We start from the raw sequence: 19,124 nt of genomic DNA, 5'->3' as shown, positions 1-19,124 counted from the left end.
GCCTGTAAGGCTTGCACTCGAAAGCCGCAAAAATGCTACGGTGTCCCACTCCCGTCAAGGAACCCCGACATGGACCCGATCACCGTCCTCGCCACCCGCCTAGGCGAACATTTGCGCCGCTTCAACGCGCAGGTCACCACTGCTGAGTCCTGCACCGGCGGAGGCATAGCCGAAGCCATCACCCGCGTGCCCGGTAGCTCTGCCTGGTTCGAGGCTGGCTATGTGACCTATTCCAATGCCCAGAAAACTCGCCAGTTGAACGTGCCTGCGGCGCTGTTCGCCGAGGTTGGCGCAGTCAGCCAGGAAGTGGTCGAGGCCATGGTCCGTGGTGCCCAGGCAGCCAGCGGCGCGCGCTTTGCGGTGGCGGTGAGCGGGGTTGCCGGGCCGGACGGTGGTTCGCCGGCCAAACCGGTGGGTACCGTGTGGCTGGCCTGGGGTGACGGTAGCCGCGTGTTCAGCGAGCGGCGCCAGTTCGATGGCGACCGCGAAGCGGTACGCCGACAGACGGTGATCGCCGCGTTAGACGGCTTGTTACAGCTTGGTGCCGAGTAAATCGAAGACAGGGGTTTGCGCGGGCGCTTGCCTGTGGAATAATACTGGCTACTTATACAGGTATTCCGGCCGTCAGGGCCAAGTCGAACACGTGAGGATTTCAATGGACGACAACAAGAAGCGCGCCTTGGCTGCGGCCCTGGGTCAGATCGAACGCCAATTCGGCAAGGGCGCGGTCATGCGCATGGGCGACCACGAGCGCCAGGCTATCCCTGCCATCTCCACCGGCTCGCTGGGCCTGGACATTGCCCTGGGCATCGGCGGCCTGCCAAAAGGCCGTATCGTCGAGATCTACGGTCCGGAATCGTCGGGTAAGACCACGCTGACCCTGTCGGTCATCGCCGAAGCCCAGAAAAACGGCGCCACCTGCGCCTTCGTCGACGCCGAACACGCCCTCGACCCTGAATACGCCGGCAAGCTGGGCGTCAACGTCGACGACCTGCTGGTTTCGCAGCCGGACACCGGCGAACAGGCCCTGGAAATCACCGACATGCTGGTGCGTTCCAACGCTGTTGACGTGATCATCGTCGACTCCGTGGCTGCCCTGGTACCCAAGGCCGAGATCGAAGGCGAGATGGGTGACATGCACGTGGGCCTGCAGGCGCGCCTGATGTCCCAGGCGCTGCGCAAGATCACCGGTAACATCAAGAACGCCAATTGCCTGGTCATCTTCATCAACCAGATCCGTATGAAGATCGGCGTGATGTTCGGCAGCCCGGAAACCACCACCGGCGGTAACGCCCTGAAGTTCTACGCCTCGGTGCGTCTGGATATCCGCCGTACCGGCGCGGTCAAGGAAGGCGACGAGGTGGTCGGTAGCGAAACCCGCGTCAAGATCGTCAAGAACAAGGTCTCGCCGCCGTTCCGTCAGGCCGAGTTCCAGATCCTCTATGGCAAGGGCATCTACCGTAACGGCGAGATCATTGACCTGGGTGTTTCCCAGGGCCTGGTCGAGAAGTCCGGTGCCTGGTACGCCTACCAGGGCAACAAGATCGGTCAAGGCAAAGCAAACGCTGCCAAGTACCTGGCTGAGAACCCGGCTATTGGTGCCGAGATCGAGAAGCAGATTCGCGAGAAGCTGCTGACTGCTGGTGCTGTTGCGGCTGCTGGTAAGGCTGCTGCTGTCGAAGCTGATGCCGACGACATGGCCGACGCTGACGCCGGCTATTGATTGCTCGGTAGATAGCCGAACATGTCCGCCGTACTCGACACCCCCGTCGCCATCCGTCGGACAGCCATGGACCTGCTCGCGCGACGTGAGCACGGTCGCGTCGAGCTGACGCGCAAGTTGCGTCAGCGCGGCGCTTCGGACGAGCTGATCGAGCCTGAACTCGACCGGCTCGCCGAAGAAGGGCTGCTTAGCGAAGCCCGCTACCTGGAAAGTTTCATCCGGTACCGTTCCAGCTCCGGTTACGGCCCTGCGCGTATTCGCGAAGAGCTAGGCCAGCGCGGTTTGGCGCGTGCTGATATCGAGCAGGCGCTACGCGAGAGCGAGGTGGACTGGGGCGAGCGCATGCGTGACGTATGGCAGCGCAAATTTGCCGGGCAGCGCCCGCAAGATCCGCGCAGCCGTGCCCAGCAGACCCGGTTTCTGGCTTACCGGGGTTTCCCCATGGACATGATCGGCCGCCTGCTCAGTGGGCGTGATCTTGACGATTACTGAAGGCTGAGGCTGCGGTCTGGCACGGACCCTGTGGGAGCGGGTTTACCCGCGAACACCGGCGTAGCCGGTGCCATGCACCGCGTTGGATTCTTCGCGGCGGTTCGACGCCTCGATGAACCCGCTCCCACAGGGTGAATTGCGCCCCTGACGTTGGGCACGGAATCAACTGACCTTCAACGCCTCCCTGGCCCGCTGCGTGGTATGCATGGGCTGCGGCTTGGCCCAGTTCTCTGGCAGGTTGATGAAATCCACCAGCTCGCGCAGCCTGCCCTGATCCCGGCCATTGAAGGCAAATGACAAACGGGTCAGGTGACTGAAATTGCCCACTTCGTGCTCGGCACTGCTATCAGGTTGCTGGTGATATTTGCCACTCAGGCGCAAGTCGGCAAAGCCTTCCTGGATGTCATACAGCGCCGCCTCGCTGAGCGGGTGGTGCATGCGGATCACGAACTGGCTCTTCAGCCAGCGGCTGGAGTGGTAGTTGCTGTAGAACTGGTTGATTTCCTCCACTGCCTCGTCAGCGCTGTGCACCAGGCGCAGCAATTTCAGGTCGCTGGGCAGGATGTAGCGGTTTTCCTCCAGCTGGCGGCTGATGAAGTCCAGGCAGTCGCGCCAGAAGCTGCCGCCCGGCGAATCCAGCAGCACCACCGGCACCAGCGGGCTCTTGCCGGTCTGGATCAGGGTCAGCACCTCCAGCGCTTCATCCAGGGTGCCGAAACCGCCTGGGCACAGTACCAGGGCATCGGCTTCCTTGACGAAGAACAGCTTGCGGATGAAGAAGAAGTGGAACGGCAGCAGCTTGTCGGTGCCGTCCACCGTGGGGTTGGCGTGTTGTTCGAAGGGCAGGGTGATGTTGAAACCCAGGCTGTGGTCGCTGCCAGCGCCTTCATGGGCTGCAGCCATGATACCGCCGCCGGCACCGGTGATGACCATCAGGTCGGAGCGCGCCAGGGTTGCGCCCAGTTCGCGGGCCAGGGCGTACATCGGGTGTTCCAGCGGGGTGCGCGCCGAGCCGAACACGGTCACCTTGCGCCGGCCCTTGTAGCGTTCCAGGGTGCGGAACGAATGGTCCAGTTCGCGCAGGGCCTGCAGGGTGATCTTGGCGCTCCAGCGGTCGGTGTCGTCATGGGCCATGCGCAGGATGGTCAGCATCATGTCGCGGTACAGCGGCAGGTTGGGGCTGTTCGGTGCTACCAGTTGCAGTTGTGCGTCGATGTTGCTCAGGTCGATGTTGTTGTCGCGGAAGTGGCTGAACAGCAGTTCACTCGATTGGTAAGGCATGCAACGTCTCCTTCTGCACCAATACCTCTGACCTCAATCTAGACCCTTGGGCCCAATCGTGCCGGGGGTGTTCGGCACAGCCGCCCGTCGGCATGCAACCACGGGTGATGCGGGTTTGGTTAACTGGGTAAAGCGAAACGTGTCGATGCAGGAGGTGGCGGTATGCATCGCTTGATCATCGAAGTGGACCGGCAGCTTTACCAGCAGCTGGAGAATGCGGCGCAGGTGCATCACCTGAGCCTGGAGGCCGAGTGCCGGCGCAGGCTGTCTGGGCATGAATGCCAGTCGCGCTACTTGCAGGCGCTGCTGGCAGAGATCCGCGCCGACGCCGCTGAAGGGCGCTGGCGCGCCCGTGAAGACGAGAAGGTGTAGCTTGGTTACTTCTTCTTGTTGCCGGCCAGGCAGCTGGCATTGTCGAACGCCTGGTCCATGATCGGCTGGTTGGTCTTGTAGACCGTGAAGCGGTAGACCATGACCGCGCCTTTGGACATCAGGTTGCGGAACCCGCTGTTGCGGCAGACGCTGTCACCCAGCTGGCTGCGTACCTGTTCGGGGTTGGCCTGCATGCGCGCGGCATGGTCCTGGCGCACGCTGAGATGGTTGACCAGTGCCTTGCCTTCCACCGTATAACCCTGGTCGAGGATATCCTCATTGATGGCTCGCGGGGTGCCGACGCTGCTCTCTTTGGCAACCTTCTGCAGCATGTTGTTCAGGTCGTATTCCTGCTTGGAAGCCGCCTGGGCTGCCAAGGGAAGGGCAAGCAACAGGCTCAGGGCGGGGACGATACGGCGCAGCATGAATCTCTCCTGGTTCGATGACTGGCGCTTTGACATGCGCCGGTCGACGGCGTTCCCTGAAAATCGCGCAGGCGCGAGGCTGGGGTACGGTAAAAACAGCGATTATAGGGTCCGCGCCGCCACCTGCACAGCAATTGTCCCCCGTTCTGGTAGACTGGCAACCTTGTTTTCTCTGAGTCATCCTTGTGTCCATTCCCAACCTTTCCAGAGGCCTGCCGGCATGAGCCATGCGGTAGCGCGCCTGCGCGCCGAACGCCTGGCCCGCAGCAACAAGCCCTTCATCGCCCGTGGTTCGCGTGCCGAACGCTGCCCCGATTGCCGGGTCATCGCCACGCATTGCCTGTGCGCCTGGAAGCCCCGGGTGCAGGCCGAGTCCGGTGTGTGCCTGCTGATGCATGACACCGAGCCGCTGAAGCCTACCAATACCGGCTGGTTGATCGCTGACCTGATCGAGGACACCTCGGCCTTCGGCTGGCTGCGCACGTCGGTCGACGAACGCTTGCTGGCCTTGCTGGACGACCCACGTTGGCAGCCCTACATCGTCTTCCCCGGCGAATTCGTCGCCCAGGAGCGGGTGGTCAGCGAGGTGGTGCGTGAACCGGGCAAGCGCCCGCTGTTCATCCTGCTGGATGCCACCTGGACCGAAGCGCGCAAGATGTTCCGCAAAAGCCCGTACCTCGACCGCTTCCCGGTGTTGAGCCTGCAGGCCGAGCAGATGTCCCGCTATCGCCTGCGCCGCTCCAAGCGCGATGATCACTTCTGCACCGCGGAAGTTGCGGCCATGTGCCTGGACCTGGCCGGTGATACCCAGGCCTCGCAGGCGCTGGACGCCTACCTGGATGTGTTCAGCCTGCATTACCTGAGCGGCAAGCGGCGTCTGCCGCTGGACGAGCAGGACGACACCCACCAGCGTTTGCATACCTTCCTATAGTCCAAGGGGCACAACCCCTGCTTTGGTTCATAATGACCCTTACCCGAGTGCCCGACACAGAACAGGATCCCCAGATCGATGGCCACTTACGAAATCCTGATTGCCGATGACCACCCGCTGTTCCGTGGCGCCTTGCGCCAGGCCGTTACCCTCGGCCTGGGCCCGGATGTACGCCTGGTTGAAGTCGCCAGCATTGCCGAACTGGAAACCCGCCTGAGCGAAAAAGCCGACTGGGACCTGGTGTTGCTGGACTTGAACATGCCGGGTGCCTACGGTTTTTCCGGGCTGGTGCTGCTGCGCGGGCAATACCCGCAGATACCCGTGGTGATGGTATCGGCGCAGGAAGAGGCGGCAGTAGTGGTCAAGTCCCGCGAGTTCGGCGCCAGTGGCTTCATTCCCAAGTCCAGCACCCTGGAAGTGATCCAGGATGCGGTGCGCAAGGTGCTCGACGGCGAGGTCTGGTGGCCGCCGCAGGCGTTCGAAAAGGTCGATGTCTCGGCCGAGGCCAAGGCCGCCAGCGAAGGCCTGGCCAGCCTCACGCCGCAGCAGTTCCGCGTGCTGACCATGGTCTGCGAAGGCTTGCTGAACAAGCAGATCGCCTATGAGCTGAACGTGTCGGAAGCGACCATCAAGGCCCATGTGACCGCGATCTTCCGCAAGCTGGGTGTACGTACCCGTACCCAGGCCGCGTTGCTGCTGCAACAACTTGAATCGGTTGCCAGTAACTGAATGCGCGTGGCTTCACGCTTTTTTGACCCGTGCCGGTCTAGTCTGCTGGCCTTTCTGTTGTGAAGTGACTCACATGACATCGCCATTCAAGGGCCAGACCGGTCTCAAACGTATTCTCAACGCCGCCGGCTATTCGCTGGACGGCCTGCGCGCCGCCTTCAAGGGCGAGGCCGCGTTCCGCCAGCTGGTGCTGCTCAACGTGCTGCTGGTGCCGATCGCCTTCTGGCTGCCGGTCAGCCGTGCGGAGCGGGCGATCATGATCGCCGTATGCCTGTTGGGCTTGATCGTCGAGCTGTTCAACTCGGCGGTGGAGGCAGCCATCGACCGCATTTCGCTGGAGCGCCACCCTCTGTCGAAAAACGCCAAGGACATGGGCAGCGCCGCGCAACTGGTGGCACTGACCATGGTGGCGCTGGTGTGGGGTGTGATCCTGCTTTAAGCGATTGGTGGCAACACGATCTCGTCACTGCGGGTGAAGCCCGCAGTGAAGTTGCGGCACAGTTCGAGAAATTCGCGCATGGCCGAGGTCTGGTACTTCTGTTTGTGCCAGATGAAGTAGAATTGGCGCATCAGGTCCAGCTCCGGGGTTTCCACTGCTACCAGGCTGCCGCGGCGGAAGGCGTCGCGCAGGGCCAGGCGCGAGATGCAGCCGATGCCCAGGCCCGACTCCACCGCGCGCTTGATTGCTTCGGTGTGTTCCAGCTCCAGGCGGATGTTGAGGTTGGTGCGGTGGTGGCGCATGGCCTGGTCGAAGGTCAGGCGCGTGCCTGAGCCTTGTTCGCGCAGGATCCATGCTTCCTGGGACAAGGTCTGTACATCGGCGCGGCCCAGCTTGGCCAGCGGGTGCTGCGGCGCGCAGAACACCACCAGTTCGTCCTCGACCCAGGGCTGCACTTCCAGGTCCGGGTGGTTGCAATCGCCTTCGATCAGACCCAGATCAATTTCGTAGTGCGCGACCTGTTGCACGATGTGCGCAGTGTTCTGCACATGTAGCTTCACCTGGCTTTCCGGGTGCACCTGCATGAAACTGCCGATCAGGAGGGTGGCCAGGTAGTTGCCGATGGTCAGCGTGGCACCGACTGCCAGCGAGCCGAAACCGGACTTGCCGTTGAGCAGGTCTTCGATTTCCTTGGCCTGGTCGAGCAGGGCCACGGCTTGGGGCAGCAGTTGCTGGCCCAGGGCATTGAGGCTCAGGCGCTTGCCGGCGCGGTCGAACAGCTGGCAGCTGGACTGGCGCTCAAGCTCGGTGATCGAGGTGCTGGCGGCCGACTGCGACAAGGCCAGCACACTGGCGGCGCGGGAAACGCTCTGGTGCTGGGCCACGGCAACGAAGACTTGCAGCTGACGAAGTGTAAATCGCATATCGATATAACCGATAACACATATCTTGATAATCCAGTTAACAGATATTGTCGCTGCCCCTAAACTATCGCGCAACTGCGCGTCTTGCGCGCGCCGCGTCTTTCTTCAGGAGCCCCATTAGATGAGCAACATGAACCACGAACGTGTCCTCAGTGTTCACCACTGGAACGACACCCTGTTCAGCTTCAAGTGCACCCGTGACCCGGGCCTGCGCTTCGAGAACGGTCAGTTCGTGATGATCGGCCTGCAACAGGACAACGGCCGTCCGCTCATGCGCGCCTATTCCATCGCGTCGCCAAACTGGGAAGAGCATCTGGAGTTCTTCAGCATCAAGGTGCCGGACGGCCCGCTGACCTCGCAGCTGCAGCACCTGAAGGAAGGCGACGAGATCATCATCAGCAAGAAGCCTACCGGTACCCTGGTGCTCGACGACCTGAACCCGGGCAAGCACCTGTACCTGCTGAGCACCGGTACTGGCCTGGCGCCGTTCATGAGTGTCATCCAGGACCCGGAAACCTACGAGCGCTTCGAGAAAGTGATCCTGGTGCACGGTGTGCGCTACGTGAACGAAGTGGCCTACCGCGAGTTCATCACCGAGCACCTGCCGCAGAACGAATTCTTCGGTGAGTCGGTTCGCGACAAGCTGATCTACTACCCGACCGTAACCCGCGAACCGTTCGAGAACCAGGGCCGCCTGACCGACCTGATGCGCAGCGGCAAGCTGTTCAGCGACATTGGCCTGCCACCGATCAACCCGCAGGACGACCGCGCGATGATCTGCGGCAGCCCGAGCATGCTCGACGAGACCAGCGAAGTGCTGGACAGCTTCGGCCTGAAGATCTCCCCGCGTATGCGCGAGCCGGGTGATTACCTGATCGAGCGTGCATTCGTCGAGAAGTAAGGCGCAGGCTGAGGCAAAGAAGGCGACCCTTGGGTCGCCTTTCTTGTGCCTGTGAGTCATGTATCGCCAGCACCGGCCTCTTCGCGGGTAAACCCGCTCCCACAGGGGTACCACTGACCTCAGGGCTTGAGATATCCCTGTGGGAGCGGGTTTACCCGCGAAGAGGCCGGAACAGGCAAGGCACAATCTACTCGACGCGCGTCTCGCCGCTATACACCAATATTTCCCGACACCGCTTGCACAGGTAGCGCCGCCCCTGGCGCACCAGCTTGTGCCGCTGGGCGGTAAACGGGAAGTCGCTCTGCGGGCACGGGCAGCGGTAGATGTAGCGAGTGGCCACGCGCCGCTGCACTTCGTAGTTGTGGCAACGGTTGGGCGGCAGTTCATACACCCCGCGCATGATCAGCTGCCACTCCTCGCCATGGGCCTGGATACGGTCGCCGAACAGCTGGTGGGCCACCAGATGCGCCACTTCATGGGCCACGGTCTGGCGCAGGAAGTCTTCCTGGTTTTCGCGGTAAAGCTGCAGGTTGAAGCGCAGCAGGTTCTCGTGCAGGTGGGCGACACCGGCTTTTTGCCCGCGCAGCTTGAAGCTGACTTCCGGGCGCGGGAAGGGGCGTTTGAAGAAGGTTTCGGCTTGCTGGTAACAGGTTTCGACGCGTTGTCTGAGCAGCTCGGGCATGGCGGGGTGGTTCTCCTGACCGGGCATTATGCCGCAACCCCGGGCAGCCTGCGAGCCACTGGTCAGCACAGCCAGAGGCCGCCTTGCGGCGGCCCCAGGTTGATGCCCCAGTGTTGGTCGAGTCTGTTCTAGTTGGTGTAGACGGGCCCCACGCCCAGTCCCCAGATGATCACCGTGGCGGCCATGATCGCCACCAGTACCACAAGGCCCACCGCCAGCACCGAGCTGGAGAACAGGAAGCCTTCGTCGGACGGTATGTTCATGAACGTCGGCAAACCGACGTACAGCAGGTACACCGTGTAGCAGATGGCGGCGGTGCCAACCAGCATGCCCAGCCACAGGTGTGGGTACAGCGCCGCCAGGCCGCCGATGAACAACGGGGTGGCGGTGTAGGTGGCAAAGGCGATGCACTGTGCCATGGATGGGTTGGCATCGTAGGTGCGGGCCATCCAGTGGATGAACGCCCCCATTACCGCCACCCCGGCAAGCATCGCCAGGTACGACATGATGCTCATCCAGATGGCGCTTTCCATGGTCAGCATCACCGCTGGCCGGTCGCCGATCACCCAGCCGACCTGGGTGGTACCGATGAACGCCGAAACGGCGGGGATCGCAGCCAGGATCAGGGTGTGCGTCAGGTACATGTGGCTGATGGTTTCTTCTTCGCCACGAATTTCCCGCCATTCCTGGTCGGGATGGGTAAACAGCCCCACAACGTGATGAATCATGCCGGTCACTCCTCTCAATGTTGCCAAACGCCCCCCAGATGGAGCGCAAGCGGCCCGAGGCCCGAACACCGATGCAAGCGGTAATGTGGCCTTATGTCGCAGTATAGGAAGCCGTTACCCGCATAAACCACGCTTTTTAGAGCAAATTGCGCTGTAAGGCGTGCTGCTGATTACATTGAAGTCTTTATCGGAATGCCTACAGCGGCGCTGCGTTTGTGCGTAAAATAGCCGGCTTTTGTCACACCTCGCGGATCCAAGCGCTATGGGCACCCTCTCGGTCAACCAGAACAAACTGCAAAAACGCCTGCGTCGTCTCGCCGGCGAAGCCATCACCGACTACAACATGATCGAGGATGGCGACAAGGTCATGGTCTGCCTGTCCGGCGGCAAGGACAGCTACACCATGCTCGACGTTCTGTTGCACCTGCAGAAGGTGGCACCGATCAAGTTCGAGATCGTCGCGGTGAACATGGACCAGAAGCAGCCGGGGTTCCCCGAGCATGTGCTGCCGGCTTACCTCAAGGAACTGGGCGTCGAGTACCACATCGTCGAGAAGGACACCTACTCGGTGGTCAAGGAACTGGTCCCTGAGGGCAAGACCACCTGCTCGCTGTGTTCGCGCCTGCGCCGTGGCACCCTTTACACCTTCGCCGACGAAATCGGTGCGACCAAGATGGCGCTTGGCCATCACCGCGACGATATCGTCGAAACCTTCTTCCTCAACATGTTCTTCAATGGCGCGCTCAAGGGCATGCCGCCGAAGCTGCGCGCCGACGATGGCCGCAACGTGGTGATCCGCCCGCTGGCCTACTGCAGCGAGAAGGATATCCAGGCCTACTCGGACATGAAGGAATTCCCGATCATCCCGTGCAACCTGTGCGGTTCGCAGGAAAACCTGCAGCGCCAGGTGGTCAAGGACATGCTGGTGGAGTGGGAGCGCAAGCACCCGGGCCGTACCGAGAGCATCTTCCGCGCCTTGCAGAACGTGGCACCGTCGCAGCTGGCCGACCGCAACCTGTTCGACTTCACCAGCCTGAAGATCGACGAAAACGCCACCCCGCGTTTCCTAGACGTGCTGAACATCTGAGCCCATGCGCGATTACCAGTGGCTGCATGAGTACTGCCTGAACCGCTTCGGCTCGGCCCAGGCCCTGGAGGCCTTCCTGCCGCAGCCGCGCACGCCGGTGCAACTGCGCGATATCAGCGACGACCGCTACCTGTCGACCCTGGCCCTGCGGGTGTTCCGCGCCGGGCTCAAGCACAGCCTGGTGGATGCCAAGTGGCCGGCGTTCGAGCAGGTGTTCTTCGGCTTCGAGCCGGAGAAGGTGGTACTGATGGGCGCCGAGCACCTGGAGCGGCTGATGCACGACGAGCGCATCATCCGCCACCTGGGCAAGCTCAAGAGCGTGCCGCGCAATGCACAGATGGTCCTTGACGTGGCGAAGGAGAAGGGCAGTTTTGGTGCCTTCATCGCCGACTGGCCGGTGACCGATATCGTCGGTTTGTGGAAGTACCTGGCCAGGCACGGCAACCAGCTGGGCGGCTTGTCTGCACCGCGCTTCTTGCGCATGGTCGGCAAGGATACGTTCATCCCTACCGATGACATGGCGGCGGCGCTTATTGCGCAGAAGGTGATCGACAAGCCGCCGACCAGCCAGCGGGATCTGGCCTTGGTGCAGCAGGCGTTCAACCAGTGGCATGCAGAAAGTGGGCGACCGCTGTGCCAGTTGTCGGTGATGCTGGCGCATACCGTCAACCATTGAGATTTGTGTCGACCTCTTCGCGGGCATGCCCGCTCCCACAGGTACAGCGCAGGCCTCAAGTGTGGCGCGATCCCTGTGGGGGCGGGCAAGCCCGCGAAGAATCTAACTGCCTTCGCCCGCCATGCGCCGCTCATGCTGGAACTTCCAGCGTACATACAGCAGCCCGGCAATGAACAGCCCCAGGCTTACCAGCACTTCAACCCAGCCAAACAGTGCCCGCGCCGGGTCGAACGCCGCCAGCACGCCTTTGATGAAATAGATATTCACCACGAAGCAGGTCCAGGCATGAGCCCGGGCGCTGCCCGTCAGCATGCCCGGCAGCAACAGCAGCAAGGGTACCAGTTCGATCGCCAGGATCACCTCGACCCGTGCCCCGTGCAGGTTGGCGAACCACAGGTTGTTCACCACCAGCAGGGCGATCAGGCCGAAGAAGAACGCCAGGCTCAACGCCCGCGTCAGGCGCAGGCGCGGTGCCAGCCACTCCAGCGCCGGCAATACCTTGGGCTTCTTAGCCACGTGCTGCCTCCAGGGCCTTGGCGGTGGTCGCCAGGCGTTGGCCAAGGGCGCGGCACAGGGCTATCTCGTGCTGGTCGAGCTCGCGCTTGCCATCGGCGCCAGCATGATGGCTGGCGCCATACGGTGTGCCGCCGCCACGGGTCTCGAGCAATGCCGATTCGCTGTACGGCAGGCCCATCACCAGCATGCCGTGGTGCATCAGCGGCAGCATCATCGACAACAGGGTGGTTTCCTGGCCGCCGTGCAGGCTGGCGGTGGAGGTGAATACGCCCGCCGGCTTGCCGACCAGCTCACCGCCCAGCCACAGGCTGCTGGTGCCATCCAGGAAGTACTTGAGCGGCGCCGCCATGTTGCCGAAGCGGGTCGGGCTGCCCAGTACCAGGCCGGCGCAGTGGCGCAGGTCGTCCAGGGTGGCGTACAGCGCGCCACTGGCCGGGATGTCCGGGGCTACCGCTTCGCACTCGGTGGAAATCGCCGGCACGGTGCGCAGGCGGGCCTCCATGCCGGCCAGCTCGATGCCGCGGGCGATGTGCCGGGCCATCTCGCTGGTCGAACCATGGCGGCTGTAGTACAGCACCAGGATGTAGGGCTGGTTCACGGCAGGATCTCCAGGACTTTCTCGGGCGGGCGGCCGACCACGGCCTTGTCACCGGCGACCAGGATCGGCCGTTCGATCAGCTTGGGGTGCCGGGCCATGGCCTCGATCAGTTGTGCGTCGGTCAGCGCCGGGTCGGCCAGGTTCAGTTCCTTGTACTCGTCCTCGCCGGTACGCAGCAGCTGGCGCGGGGCGATGCCCAGCTTGCCGAGCAGGGCCTTGAGGGTGGCGGCGTCGGGCGGGGTTTCCAGGTAACGCACGATGGTCGGCGCCAGGCCGCGAGCCTCGAGCAGTTCCAGGGCGCCGCGGGATTTCGAGCAGCGCGGGTTATGATAGAGCGTGAGGTCGGTCATGTCGGGTCGCATCCAGCAGGGTGTGGCGGCTATTCTAACCGCAGCGACTGACCAATTTGCTTTAAAACTCGAGAAGGATTGACCCATGGCAAGGCGTCTGGCAGCAGTACTGGCCATCACCGCGAGCTTGTTGCTCGGTGGTTGCGGTGCCGATTATGGCGTGGACCAACACGGTAATACGGTTAAGGCCGAGCAGATCGACGGGCACTGGCTGGTGCTTAACTACTGGGCCGAATGGTGCGGGCCGTGCCGTACCGAAATCCCTGAACTGAACGCGGCAGCCAAGCAGTGGGCGGCCGACGGTATCAAGGTGGTGGGGGTGAACTTCGATGGCTTGCAGGGGCAGGAGCTGAAACAGGCTGCCGAAACCCTGGGTATCGCTTTCACCGTATTGGCGCAGGACCCGGCCGAGCGCTATGACCTGCCGCGCAGCGAGGCGCTACCGGTGACCTACATCATCGATGACAAGGGCAAGGTGCGGGAACAGCTGATGGGCGAGCAGACCCGGGAAGGGCTGCAGGCGAGGATCAAGGCCCTGAAGGGCGCCTGATGCATTTTGGGGCCGCAAAGCGGCCCCGGCAATATTCAGCCTTCCTCAGGCCAGAAGCGCAGCGGCTTGCCTTCGGCCGGCCAGAAACGCATCTGCTCGATAGGCGACACATCCCAGCGCTGTACCGTTTCCAGCGTCTGCAGGAAGCGCTTCTCCTGCTCCATCAGCGCCGGTGCGCACAGCTTGCGGGTCTTGCCGACCTTGCCGAAGCTCAGGTGCTCGCCGTCCAGTGTGTACGGCGCAAACCAGTGGTTGCAGCCGCCATTGCCATAGGCACGGCCATCGCTGGCAAGGGTAAGGGTCAGGTGGCTGTAGTCGATCAGCGGCCGTTCGCCGATCCACTCCAGCACGTAGCTGCGCTCCTGCTGCAGTTTGGGAGGTTCCGCGGCGCAGCCGAGCAGGCCGGTGGCAATCAGCACGCCGGTCAGCAGATTCTTCACTCGGCGCTCTCCTGGCAACGCGGGCACAGGTGCTTCTCGCCACGGCTGGCCCAGCCCAGCTCGGCAACGCGCGCGCTGGCGGCCGGCTGGCGGGCTTTCTTGCCCAGCTTGGCGTCTACCGCGAACTCGAAGTCCAGCACGGCGTCGCAGCTGTCGCAGGCGACCTGCCAGGTGAGGATTTCCAGTTCGTTGAACACCGGGCCGCTGGCCACGGCAACCCACTGGCCGCGCGGGTTGATCAGGTGACGCACGCTCTCCACCGTCAGGCGCATGGACAAGTCCTTGCTGCCCTTGAGGGTGACCAGCAGGGTGTCGCCTTTGTGCATCGAACCGCCATTGCCGGTGACCTGGTAACGGCCCGGCACCAGTGCACGGCACTCGATCAGGGTGTGTTGCGGGTTGAAAAGGGTGTAGCGGAAATCGTGCTCGACCATGGGTCCTCCAGAAATGCCGCGTATCCTAGCACTAACCCGTCACCAGATTCTGTGGATTGCCTGCCGCCCAGCAGTTGATGTTGTCCAGCGTGGTCGCGGCGATGGCATCCAGTGCCTCGCGGGTAAGGAAAGCCTGGTGGGCGGTGATGATCACGTTGGGGAAGGTCAGCAGGCGGGCCAGTACGTCGTCCTGCAGCGGCAGGTCGGAGCGGTCCTCGAAGAACAGCTGGGCTTCTTCTTCGTAGACGTCCAGGCCCAGGTAGCCGAGCTGGCCGCTCTTCAGCGCGTCGATCAGCGCCGGGGTGTCGACCAGCGCGCCGCGGCCAGTGTTGATCAGCATGGCGCCGGGCTGCAGCTGGGCCAGGCTTTGCGCATTGATCAGGTGCCGGGTGTGCTCGGTCAGCGGGCAGTGCAGGCTGATGACGCGGGCTTCGCGCAGCAACTCGGGCAATGGCAGGTAGCGCGCGCCCAGGGCCAGCAGCTCGGGGTTGGGGTAGGGGTCATAGGCCAGCAACTGGCAGCCGAAACCGGCCATGATGCGGGCGAAGGCGGTACCGATCTGGCCGGTACCGACCACGCCGACGGTCTTGCCGTGCAGGTCGAAGCCGGTCAGCCCGTGCAGGGTGAAGTCACCCTCGCGGGTGCGGTTGTAGGCCCGGTGCAGGCGCCGGTTGAGGGCCAGGATCAGCGCCACGGCGTGCTCGGCCACGGCGTGTGGCGAGTAGGCCGGCACCCGCACTACGGTCAGGCCCAGGCGCCGGGCGGCGGCCAGGTCGACATGGTTGTAGCCTGCCGAGCGCAGGGCGACCAGGCGCGTACCGCCTGCGGCCAGGCGTTGCAGCACCTGGGCGTCGAGTTCGTCATTGATGAAGGCGCAGACCACCTCGTAGCCATCGGCCAGGGCAGCGGTATCGAGGGTCAGGCGGGCGGGCTGGAAGTGCAGGTCCAGGCTGGTGCCGCTGGCGGCTCGGGTGAAGCTTTCCTGGTCGTAGTGCTGGCTGCTGAACAACAGGGCGCGCATGGTGGGTTCCTTTTTCCACTGCAGGAGGTACAGCATACCTTGAATATGGCGCGGGCCACTGTGGGAGCGGGCGTGCCCGCGAAGAAGACTTCGCGGTGGATGGCACGGGCTTCGCCCGTGTTCGCGGGCACGCCCGCTCCCACAGGAACCTGTGTCAGGCGCTCAATCTGGCCTGCGCCGCCAAGCGATTGATTGCCGCATCCAGTTCATCCAGCGCCTGCTGTGCCTGCGGGTTCTCCTGCTTGAGCAAGGTTTCGCTGCGTTGGCAGGCGGCCCGCAACTGCGGTACGCCGCAATAACGCGAGGCGCCGTTCAGGCGGTGCACCTGCTCGATCAGGCTGCTGCGGTCGTCAGCCTCGCGGGCGGCGCGTATGGCTTGGCGGTCGGCCTCCAGCGAGGTCAGCAGCATGCTCAGCATGTCGGCCGCCAGGTCCGCCTTGCCAGCGGCCAGGCGCAGCCCTTCCTCAGGGTCAAGCACCTTCAGTTCTTCGCCGTTGGCCAGTTGTTCGCCCAGCCGCTCCTGCTGCGGTGCTCCCAGGCTCAGGCCGGTCCATTTCATCACCACCTGGGCCAACTGCCGCTCGCTGATCGGCTTGGTCAGGTAGTCGTCCATGCCACCGTGCAGCAATGCGCGTTTCTCGTTGGCCATGGCGTGGGCGGTGAGGGCGACGATCGGCAGCGGGTTGCCGCTTTGGGTGTTTTCCCACAGGCGGATCTGCTCGGTGCAGGCGCGGCCGTCCATGCCGGGCATCTGCACATCCATCAGCACCAGGTCGAACGGCTCGCTCTGCACCGCCTGCACCGCCGCATAGCCGTTATCGACCGCCAGCACCTCGGCGCCCAGGTCTTCGAGCAGGGTCTGCACCAGCAGCAGGTTGGCGGCGTTGTCGTCGACGCAGAGGATTTTCGGCTGGCGCTGGCCGTTGACGCTGTTCGCCTCGCCATGCGGGCGGCGCGGTTGCACCAGTTCCAGCAACAGGCGGCGCAGTTTGCGTGTGCAGGTCGGCTTGGACAGCAATTGGCCATGGCCGTTGGGCAGGTAAGGGTGGTACAGCGCCTGCTCGGTGGTCGGGCACAGCACCACACACTGGCAATGGTAGCGTTCGAGCTGCTGGTGGTAATGGCCCAGTTGCTCGGGTGACAGGTTGCCCAGGTTGGCCCCGAGCACGGCGAACTCGAACGGCTGGCCGGCCTGGCTGGCGGCCTGCACGCCCTGCAGCAACTGGTCGTAGGAGGCGAACAGGCTGACGCTGAGGCCGCAGTCTTCCAGTTGGTGTTCCAGTGCCTGGCGCGCCAGTTCGTGGCCATCGACGATGGCCGCGCGTCGGCCCAGCAGCGGTTGCAGCGGCATCTCCTCGACACCGTCGTGGGCTTTGGGCAGGTTGAGGCTGATCCAGAACTGCGAACCCTCGCCCGGGGTGCTGTCGACGCCGATTTCGCCGCCCATCTGCTCGATCAGGCGCTTGGAAATCACCAGCCCCAGGCCAGTGCCGCCAGGTTGGCGGGCCAGCGAGTTGTCGGCCTGGCTGAAGGCCTGGAACAGCGTACGCACATCTTGCGGCGACAGGCCGATGCCGGTGTCCTGCACGCTGATGCGCAGCTGCGCGCTGTCTTCGTGCTCGTCGTCGAGCATGGCGCGCACGACGATGGTGCCTTCGCGGGTGAACTTGATGGCGTTGCTGACCAGGTTGGTAAGGATCTGCTTGAGCCGCAACGGGTCGCCGATCAGCGACGACGGGGTATCGCGGTAGATCAGGCTGAGCAGCTCCAGCTGCTTGGCGTGGGCGGCCGGGGCGAGGATGGTCAGGGTGTCCTGGATCAGGTCGCGCAGGTTGAACGGGATGCTGTCGAGCACCAGCTTGCCGGCCTCGATCTTGGAGAAGTCGAGGATCTCGTTGATGATCCCCAGCAGGTTGTCGGCGGACTTCTCGATGGTGCTCAGGTAGTCCAGCTGGCGCGGGGTCAGCTCGCTTTTCTGCAGCAGGTGGGTAAAACCGAGGATGCCGTTGAGCGGGGTGCGGATTTCGTGGCTCATGTTGGCCAGGAATTCCGACTTGATGCGGCTGGCCTCCAGGGCCTCCTTGCGCGCCATATCCAGCTCGATGTTCTGGATCTCGATGGTTTCCAGGTTCTGGCGCACATCCTCGGTGGCCTGGTCGATGCTGTGCTGCAGCTCTTCGTGGGCGTTGTGCAGGGTTTCGGCCATGCGGTTGATACCGCGCGCCAGTTCGTCCAGCTCATGGCTGCCCATGGCCGGTAAGCGTTCTTCGAGGTGGCCGTCCTTCAGCTGGTTGACCGCGTGCTTGATGCGCTTGATAGGGTCGTTGATGGTGCGGCTCATGCGCAGTGCCAGCAGGCCGCTGAGCACCAGGCAGGCAAGGATCAGCAGCAGGCTGGTGAACAGGTTGCGGTAGCCGCGCAGCAGTGTGCCGTCGTGGGACAGCTCGATCTCGACCCAGCCCAGCAGGCGTTCGGCTTCGGCCGGCACGGCATCGGTGGCCAGGTCGCGGTGGTGGCCGAATACCGGCATCAGGTAGCGGGTGGCGTCATTGCCGCTGCGTTGCAACAGCTGGGTGCCGGTGCCGCCGCTGGGCGGCTCGTTGAGCATGCTCGGGCCAGCGTGGGCCAGGCGCGTGCGGTCCGGGCCCAGGAAGGCGACGGCGCGCACATCGGCCTGCTCCAGGGTTTGCGCGGCAATGCGCTCCAGCTGCGCCGGTGCCAGTTTGGCCATGGCGGGCGCGGCCAGCGGCGCCAGTTGCTCGGCGATCATCTTGCCGCGTTGTAGCAGCTGGGTGCGCAGGTCGTTCTGTTGCAGCCAGGTGAAGTAACTACCCAGCACCACGGCCATCAGGCCGGCCGGCAGCAGGGCCAGCAGCAGGACCCGGCTGCGAATTCCCAAGCGATCGAGCACACTCGCCTCCTGTCATGTGCCTGGACGCCGTCAAGCGATGACGGCCAAGCCGGGAAGTTACTCCGCCTGCCGTGCTATTGCACCTTTTAAGTACGTGTTTTGCGCCCTTGCAGGGGCATTGGTCGCAGGGCGGTTGCCTGGCAGGCGCTGCATGCTCAATAATTGCGTAATTGAGAATGTATGGCAGTTGCCAATGAATCCTGTATCTATTCACAGCTCCAATATTCTTGCCATCGAGGATGACCCGGTCCTGGGTGCCTACCTGCACGAAGAGTTGCAGCGCGGCGGTTTCCGGGTGACCTGGTGCCGCAATGGCCTGGAGGGCCTGGAAACGGCAGGGCGCCAGGCTTTCGATGTAGTGCTCCTGGACATCCTGCTGCCCGGGCTCAACGGTCTGGATGCCTTGGCACAGTTGCGCAAGCGCAGCGCCACGCCGGTGATCCTGATGTCGGCGCTGGGCGCCGAGGCCGACCGCATCAGCGGTTTCCAGCGCGGTGCCGACGACTACCTGCCCAAGCCGTTCAGCATGGCCGAGCTGCAGGTGCGCATCGAGGCTATCCTGCGCCGCGTGGCCCTCGAGCGGCGCCATCAAGCCCCGCAGGTGCAGGCCGCCAATGGTGAGTTGCAATATGACGAGGCGCTGTGCGACGTGCGCCTGGATGGCCGCCTGGCCGGCCTGACCCCCAGCGAATACCGCCTGCTCGATATCCTCAACCGCAACCTCGACGAAGTGCTGAGCAAGCCGTTCCTTTACCAGCAAGTGCTGCAGCGAGGCTATTCGCGGCATGACCGCAGCCTGGACATGCACGTCAGCCAGATACGCCGCAAGCTCAAGGGTATCGGCTATCACGAGCGGCAGATTCGTACCGTGTGGGGCAAGGGTTACGTGCTCAGCGCCAGCGAGGCGGAGTAACC

24 protein-coding genes are annotated in these 19,124 nt (G+C 63.5%); 12 read left to right on the top strand and 12 right to left on the bottom strand.

What is annotated here, in order from left to right; all coding sequences use genetic code 11:
* The first annotated feature begins 69 nt into the window (after positions 1–69).
* The 3 genes from J5M71_RS02365 to recX all read left to right on the top strand — a co-directional run bounded on the left by J5M71_RS02365 (position 70) and on the right by recX (position 2,215).
* Entirely contained in the window at positions 70–552 is a 483-nt protein-coding gene (locus tag J5M71_RS02365; protein WP_207829378.1) for a CinA family protein, read from the top strand.
* A gap of 103 nt (positions 553–655) precedes the next feature.
* Positions 656–1,723 carry a recombinase RecA gene (recA, locus tag J5M71_RS02360; RefSeq protein ID WP_085626456.1) on the top strand — a complete coding sequence of 356 codons (1,068 nt, stop codon included), beginning with the start codon at positions 656–658 and terminating at the stop codon, positions 1,721–1,723.
* A gap of 21 nt (positions 1,724–1,744) precedes the next feature.
* The gene (recX, locus tag J5M71_RS02355) at positions 1,745–2,215 is read left to right on the top strand and encodes a recombination regulator RecX (protein WP_046616639.1); all 471 of its coding nucleotides are present in this window, start codon (positions 1,745–1,747) and stop codon (positions 2,213–2,215) included.
* A 162-nt stretch (positions 2,216–2,377) separates the two neighbouring features.
* Here recX and J5M71_RS02350 read toward each other — a convergent pair whose 3' ends face one another.
* A complete protein-coding gene (locus tag J5M71_RS02350; RefSeq protein WP_025337997.1) occupies positions 2,378–3,496 on the bottom strand; it encodes an LOG family protein in 1,119 nt (372 codons plus the stop codon).
* Between the two features lie 162 nt (positions 3,497–3,658).
* Here J5M71_RS02350 and J5M71_RS02345 point away from each other — a divergent pair, with 162 nt between their 5' ends.
* Complete coding sequence (locus J5M71_RS02345; RefSeq protein ID WP_207829376.1) at positions 3,659–3,868, top strand: hypothetical protein; 210 nt, start codon at positions 3,659–3,661, stop codon at positions 3,866–3,868.
* A 5-nt stretch (positions 3,869–3,873) separates the two neighbouring features.
* Here the strand turns inward: J5M71_RS02345 and J5M71_RS02340 are convergent, their stop codons facing one another.
* A complete protein-coding gene (locus tag J5M71_RS02340) occupies positions 3,874–4,293 on the bottom strand; it encodes a quorum-sensing-regulated virulence factor family protein (protein ID WP_207829374.1) in 420 nt (139 codons plus the stop codon).
* A 220-nt stretch (positions 4,294–4,513) separates the two neighbouring features.
* Here J5M71_RS02340 and J5M71_RS02335 point away from each other — a divergent pair, with 220 nt between their 5' ends.
* The 3 genes from J5M71_RS02335 to J5M71_RS02325 all read left to right on the top strand — a co-directional run bounded on the left by J5M71_RS02335 (position 4,514) and on the right by J5M71_RS02325 (position 6,392).
* Entirely contained in the window at positions 4,514–5,224 is a 711-nt protein-coding gene (locus J5M71_RS02335) for a tRNA-uridine aminocarboxypropyltransferase (protein ID WP_013971344.1), read from the top strand.
* A gap of 78 nt (positions 5,225–5,302) precedes the next feature.
* Complete coding sequence (erdR, locus tag J5M71_RS02330) at positions 5,303–5,953, top strand: response regulator transcription factor ErdR (RefSeq protein WP_016715442.1); 651 nt, start codon at positions 5,303–5,305, stop codon at positions 5,951–5,953.
* Positions 5,954–6,026: 73 nt separating this feature from the next.
* Positions 6,027–6,392 carry a diacylglycerol kinase gene (locus tag J5M71_RS02325; protein WP_015269218.1) on the top strand — a complete coding sequence of 122 codons (366 nt, stop codon included), beginning with the start codon at positions 6,027–6,029 and terminating at the stop codon, positions 6,390–6,392.
* On the opposite strand, the gene finR is transcribed toward J5M71_RS02325, so the two are convergent.
* Positions 6,389–7,315: a LysR family transcriptional regulator FinR gene (finR, locus tag J5M71_RS02320; protein WP_004375481.1), complete on the bottom strand. Its 927-nt coding sequence runs from the start codon at positions 7,313–7,315 to the stop codon at positions 6,389–6,391. The genes J5M71_RS02325 and finR overlap by 4 nt on opposite strands.
* Positions 7,316–7,436: 121 nt before the next feature.
* On the opposite strand from finR, the gene fpr reads away from it, so the two are divergent.
* The gene (gene fpr / locus J5M71_RS02315) at positions 7,437–8,216 is read left to right on the top strand and encodes a ferredoxin-NADP reductase (protein WP_003252381.1); all 780 of its coding nucleotides are present in this window, start codon (positions 7,437–7,439) and stop codon (positions 8,214–8,216) included.
* Positions 8,217–8,403: 187 nt separating this feature from the next.
* On the opposite strand, the gene J5M71_RS02310 is transcribed toward fpr, so the two are convergent.
* Together J5M71_RS02310 and J5M71_RS02305 are read right to left on the bottom strand one after the other, a co-directional pair.
* A complete protein-coding gene (locus J5M71_RS02310) occupies positions 8,404–8,898 on the bottom strand; it encodes a SprT family zinc-dependent metalloprotease (RefSeq protein ID WP_085602071.1) in 495 nt (164 codons plus the stop codon).
* A 128-nt stretch (positions 8,899–9,026) separates the two neighbouring features.
* On the bottom strand, positions 9,027–9,626 hold the full coding sequence (locus J5M71_RS02305) for a Yip1 family protein (RefSeq protein ID WP_087501431.1): 600 nt from the start codon (positions 9,624–9,626) through the stop codon (positions 9,027–9,029).
* Between the two features lie 262 nt (positions 9,627–9,888).
* On the opposite strand from J5M71_RS02305, the gene ttcA reads away from it, so the two are divergent.
* Both ttcA and J5M71_RS02295 read left to right on the top strand, forming a co-directional pair.
* Positions 9,889–10,713 carry a tRNA 2-thiocytidine(32) synthetase TtcA gene (gene ttcA / locus J5M71_RS02300; RefSeq protein WP_012270926.1) on the top strand — a complete coding sequence of 275 codons (825 nt, stop codon included), beginning with the start codon at positions 9,889–9,891 and terminating at the stop codon, positions 10,711–10,713.
* Positions 10,714–10,717: 4 nt separating this feature from the next.
* Complete coding sequence (locus tag J5M71_RS02295) at positions 10,718–11,389, top strand: DNA-3-methyladenine glycosylase I (protein ID WP_207829372.1); 672 nt, start codon at positions 10,718–10,720, stop codon at positions 11,387–11,389.
* 102 nt (positions 11,390–11,491) lie between these two features.
* Here J5M71_RS02295 and J5M71_RS02290 read toward each other — a convergent pair whose 3' ends face one another.
* From J5M71_RS02290 to arsC, 3 genes are read right to left on the bottom strand one after another with little or no spacing between them, the layout of a single operon-like run.
* Positions 11,492–11,905: a DUF2069 domain-containing protein gene (locus tag J5M71_RS02290; RefSeq protein ID WP_207829369.1), complete on the bottom strand. Its 414-nt coding sequence runs from the start codon at positions 11,903–11,905 to the stop codon at positions 11,492–11,494.
* On the bottom strand, positions 11,898–12,503 hold the full coding sequence (gene wrbA / locus J5M71_RS02285) for an NAD(P)H:quinone oxidoreductase (RefSeq protein WP_063911533.1): 606 nt from the start codon (positions 12,501–12,503) through the stop codon (positions 11,898–11,900). Before wrbA ends, J5M71_RS02290 begins: the two co-directional genes overlap by 8 nt.
* Positions 12,500–12,853, bottom strand: coding sequence for an arsenate reductase (glutaredoxin) (arsC, locus tag J5M71_RS02280; protein WP_061551299.1), 354 nt, complete (start codon positions 12,851–12,853; stop codon positions 12,500–12,502). Before arsC ends, wrbA begins: the two co-directional genes overlap by 4 nt.
* Before the next feature lie 85 nt (positions 12,854–12,938).
* On the opposite strand from arsC, the gene J5M71_RS02275 reads away from it, so the two are divergent.
* Positions 12,939–13,403, top strand: coding sequence for a TlpA disulfide reductase family protein (locus J5M71_RS02275; RefSeq protein WP_063911535.1), 465 nt, complete (start codon positions 12,939–12,941; stop codon positions 13,401–13,403).
* A 35-nt stretch (positions 13,404–13,438) separates the two neighbouring features.
* On the opposite strand, the gene J5M71_RS02270 is transcribed toward J5M71_RS02275, so the two are convergent.
* From J5M71_RS02270 to J5M71_RS02255, 4 genes are all read right to left on the bottom strand, one after another.
* Positions 13,439–13,843: an META domain-containing protein gene (locus J5M71_RS02270; protein WP_207829367.1), complete on the bottom strand. Its 405-nt coding sequence runs from the start codon at positions 13,841–13,843 to the stop codon at positions 13,439–13,441.
* A complete protein-coding gene (locus tag J5M71_RS02265) occupies positions 13,840–14,277 on the bottom strand; it encodes a hypothetical protein (RefSeq protein WP_004375491.1) in 438 nt (145 codons plus the stop codon). Before J5M71_RS02265 ends, J5M71_RS02270 begins: the two co-directional genes overlap by 4 nt.
* Before the next feature lie 31 nt (positions 14,278–14,308).
* Entirely contained in the window at positions 14,309–15,298 is a 990-nt protein-coding gene (locus J5M71_RS02260; RefSeq protein WP_207829364.1) for a 2-hydroxyacid dehydrogenase, read from the bottom strand.
* Between the two features lie 154 nt (positions 15,299–15,452).
* The gene (locus J5M71_RS02255) at positions 15,453–18,209 is read right to left on the bottom strand and encodes a response regulator (protein WP_207829362.1); all 2,757 of its coding nucleotides are present in this window, start codon (positions 18,207–18,209) and stop codon (positions 15,453–15,455) included.
* Positions 18,210–18,402: 193 nt separating this feature from the next.
* On the opposite strand from J5M71_RS02255, the gene J5M71_RS02250 reads away from it, so the two are divergent.
* Positions 18,403–19,122: a response regulator transcription factor gene (locus J5M71_RS02250; RefSeq protein ID WP_137163180.1), complete on the top strand. Its 720-nt coding sequence runs from the start codon at positions 18,403–18,405 to the stop codon at positions 19,120–19,122.
* Positions 19,123–19,124 lie beyond the last annotated feature (2 nt).

The sequence above is a fragment of the Pseudomonas sp. 43(2021) genome (assembly GCF_017490805.1).
In the GTDB taxonomy this organism is placed as follows: domain Bacteria; phylum Pseudomonadota; class Gammaproteobacteria; order Pseudomonadales; family Pseudomonadaceae; genus Aquipseudomonas.
This window is presented reverse-complemented; position numbering and strand designations above follow the sequence as displayed.

Coding starts and splice junctions, on each gene's coding strand:
- J5M71_RS02310 (WP_085602071.1), bottom strand. CDS start 8,898: ATGCCCGAGCTGCTCAGACAACGCGTCGAAACCTGTTACCAGCAAGCC.
- J5M71_RS02335 (WP_013971344.1), top strand. CDS start 4,514: ATGAGCCATGCGGTAGCGCGCCTGCGCGCCGAACGCCTGGCCCGCAGC.
- arsC (WP_061551299.1), bottom strand. CDS start 12,853: ATGACCGACCTCACGCTCTATCATAACCCGCGCTGCTCGAAATCCCGC.
- J5M71_RS02265 (WP_004375491.1), bottom strand. CDS start 14,277: ATGGTCGAGCACGATTTCCGCTACACCCTTTTCAACCCGCAACACACC.
- J5M71_RS02305 (WP_087501431.1), bottom strand. CDS start 9,626: ATGATTCATCACGTTGTGGGGCTGTTTACCCATCCCGACCAGGAATGG.
- J5M71_RS02260 (WP_207829364.1), bottom strand. CDS start 15,298: ATGCGCGCCCTGTTGTTCAGCAGCCAGCACTACGACCAGGAAAGCTTC.
- J5M71_RS02325 (WP_015269218.1), top strand. CDS start 6,027: ATGACATCGCCATTCAAGGGCCAGACCGGTCTCAAACGTATTCTCAAC.
- J5M71_RS02340 (WP_207829374.1), bottom strand. CDS start 4,293: ATGCTGCGCCGTATCGTCCCCGCCCTGAGCCTGTTGCTTGCCCTTCCC.
- recA (WP_085626456.1), top strand. CDS start 656: ATGGACGACAACAAGAAGCGCGCCTTGGCTGCGGCCCTGGGTCAGATC.
- erdR (WP_016715442.1), top strand. CDS start 5,303: ATGGCCACTTACGAAATCCTGATTGCCGATGACCACCCGCTGTTCCGT.
- fpr (WP_003252381.1), top strand. CDS start 7,437: ATGAGCAACATGAACCACGAACGTGTCCTCAGTGTTCACCACTGGAAC.
- J5M71_RS02365 (WP_207829378.1), top strand. CDS start 70: ATGGACCCGATCACCGTCCTCGCCACCCGCCTAGGCGAACATTTGCGC.
- J5M71_RS02275 (WP_063911535.1), top strand. CDS start 12,939: ATGGCAAGGCGTCTGGCAGCAGTACTGGCCATCACCGCGAGCTTGTTG.
- recX (WP_046616639.1), top strand. CDS start 1,745: ATGTCCGCCGTACTCGACACCCCCGTCGCCATCCGTCGGACAGCCATG.
- ttcA (WP_012270926.1), top strand. CDS start 9,889: ATGGGCACCCTCTCGGTCAACCAGAACAAACTGCAAAAACGCCTGCGT.
- J5M71_RS02350 (WP_025337997.1), bottom strand. CDS start 3,496: ATGCCTTACCAATCGAGTGAACTGCTGTTCAGCCACTTCCGCGACAAC.
- finR (WP_004375481.1), bottom strand. CDS start 7,315: ATGCGATTTACACTTCGTCAGCTGCAAGTCTTCGTTGCCGTGGCCCAG.
- J5M71_RS02345 (WP_207829376.1), top strand. CDS start 3,659: ATGCATCGCTTGATCATCGAAGTGGACCGGCAGCTTTACCAGCAGCTG.
- J5M71_RS02250 (WP_137163180.1), top strand. CDS start 18,403: ATGAATCCTGTATCTATTCACAGCTCCAATATTCTTGCCATCGAGGAT.
- J5M71_RS02295 (WP_207829372.1), top strand. CDS start 10,718: ATGCGCGATTACCAGTGGCTGCATGAGTACTGCCTGAACCGCTTCGGC.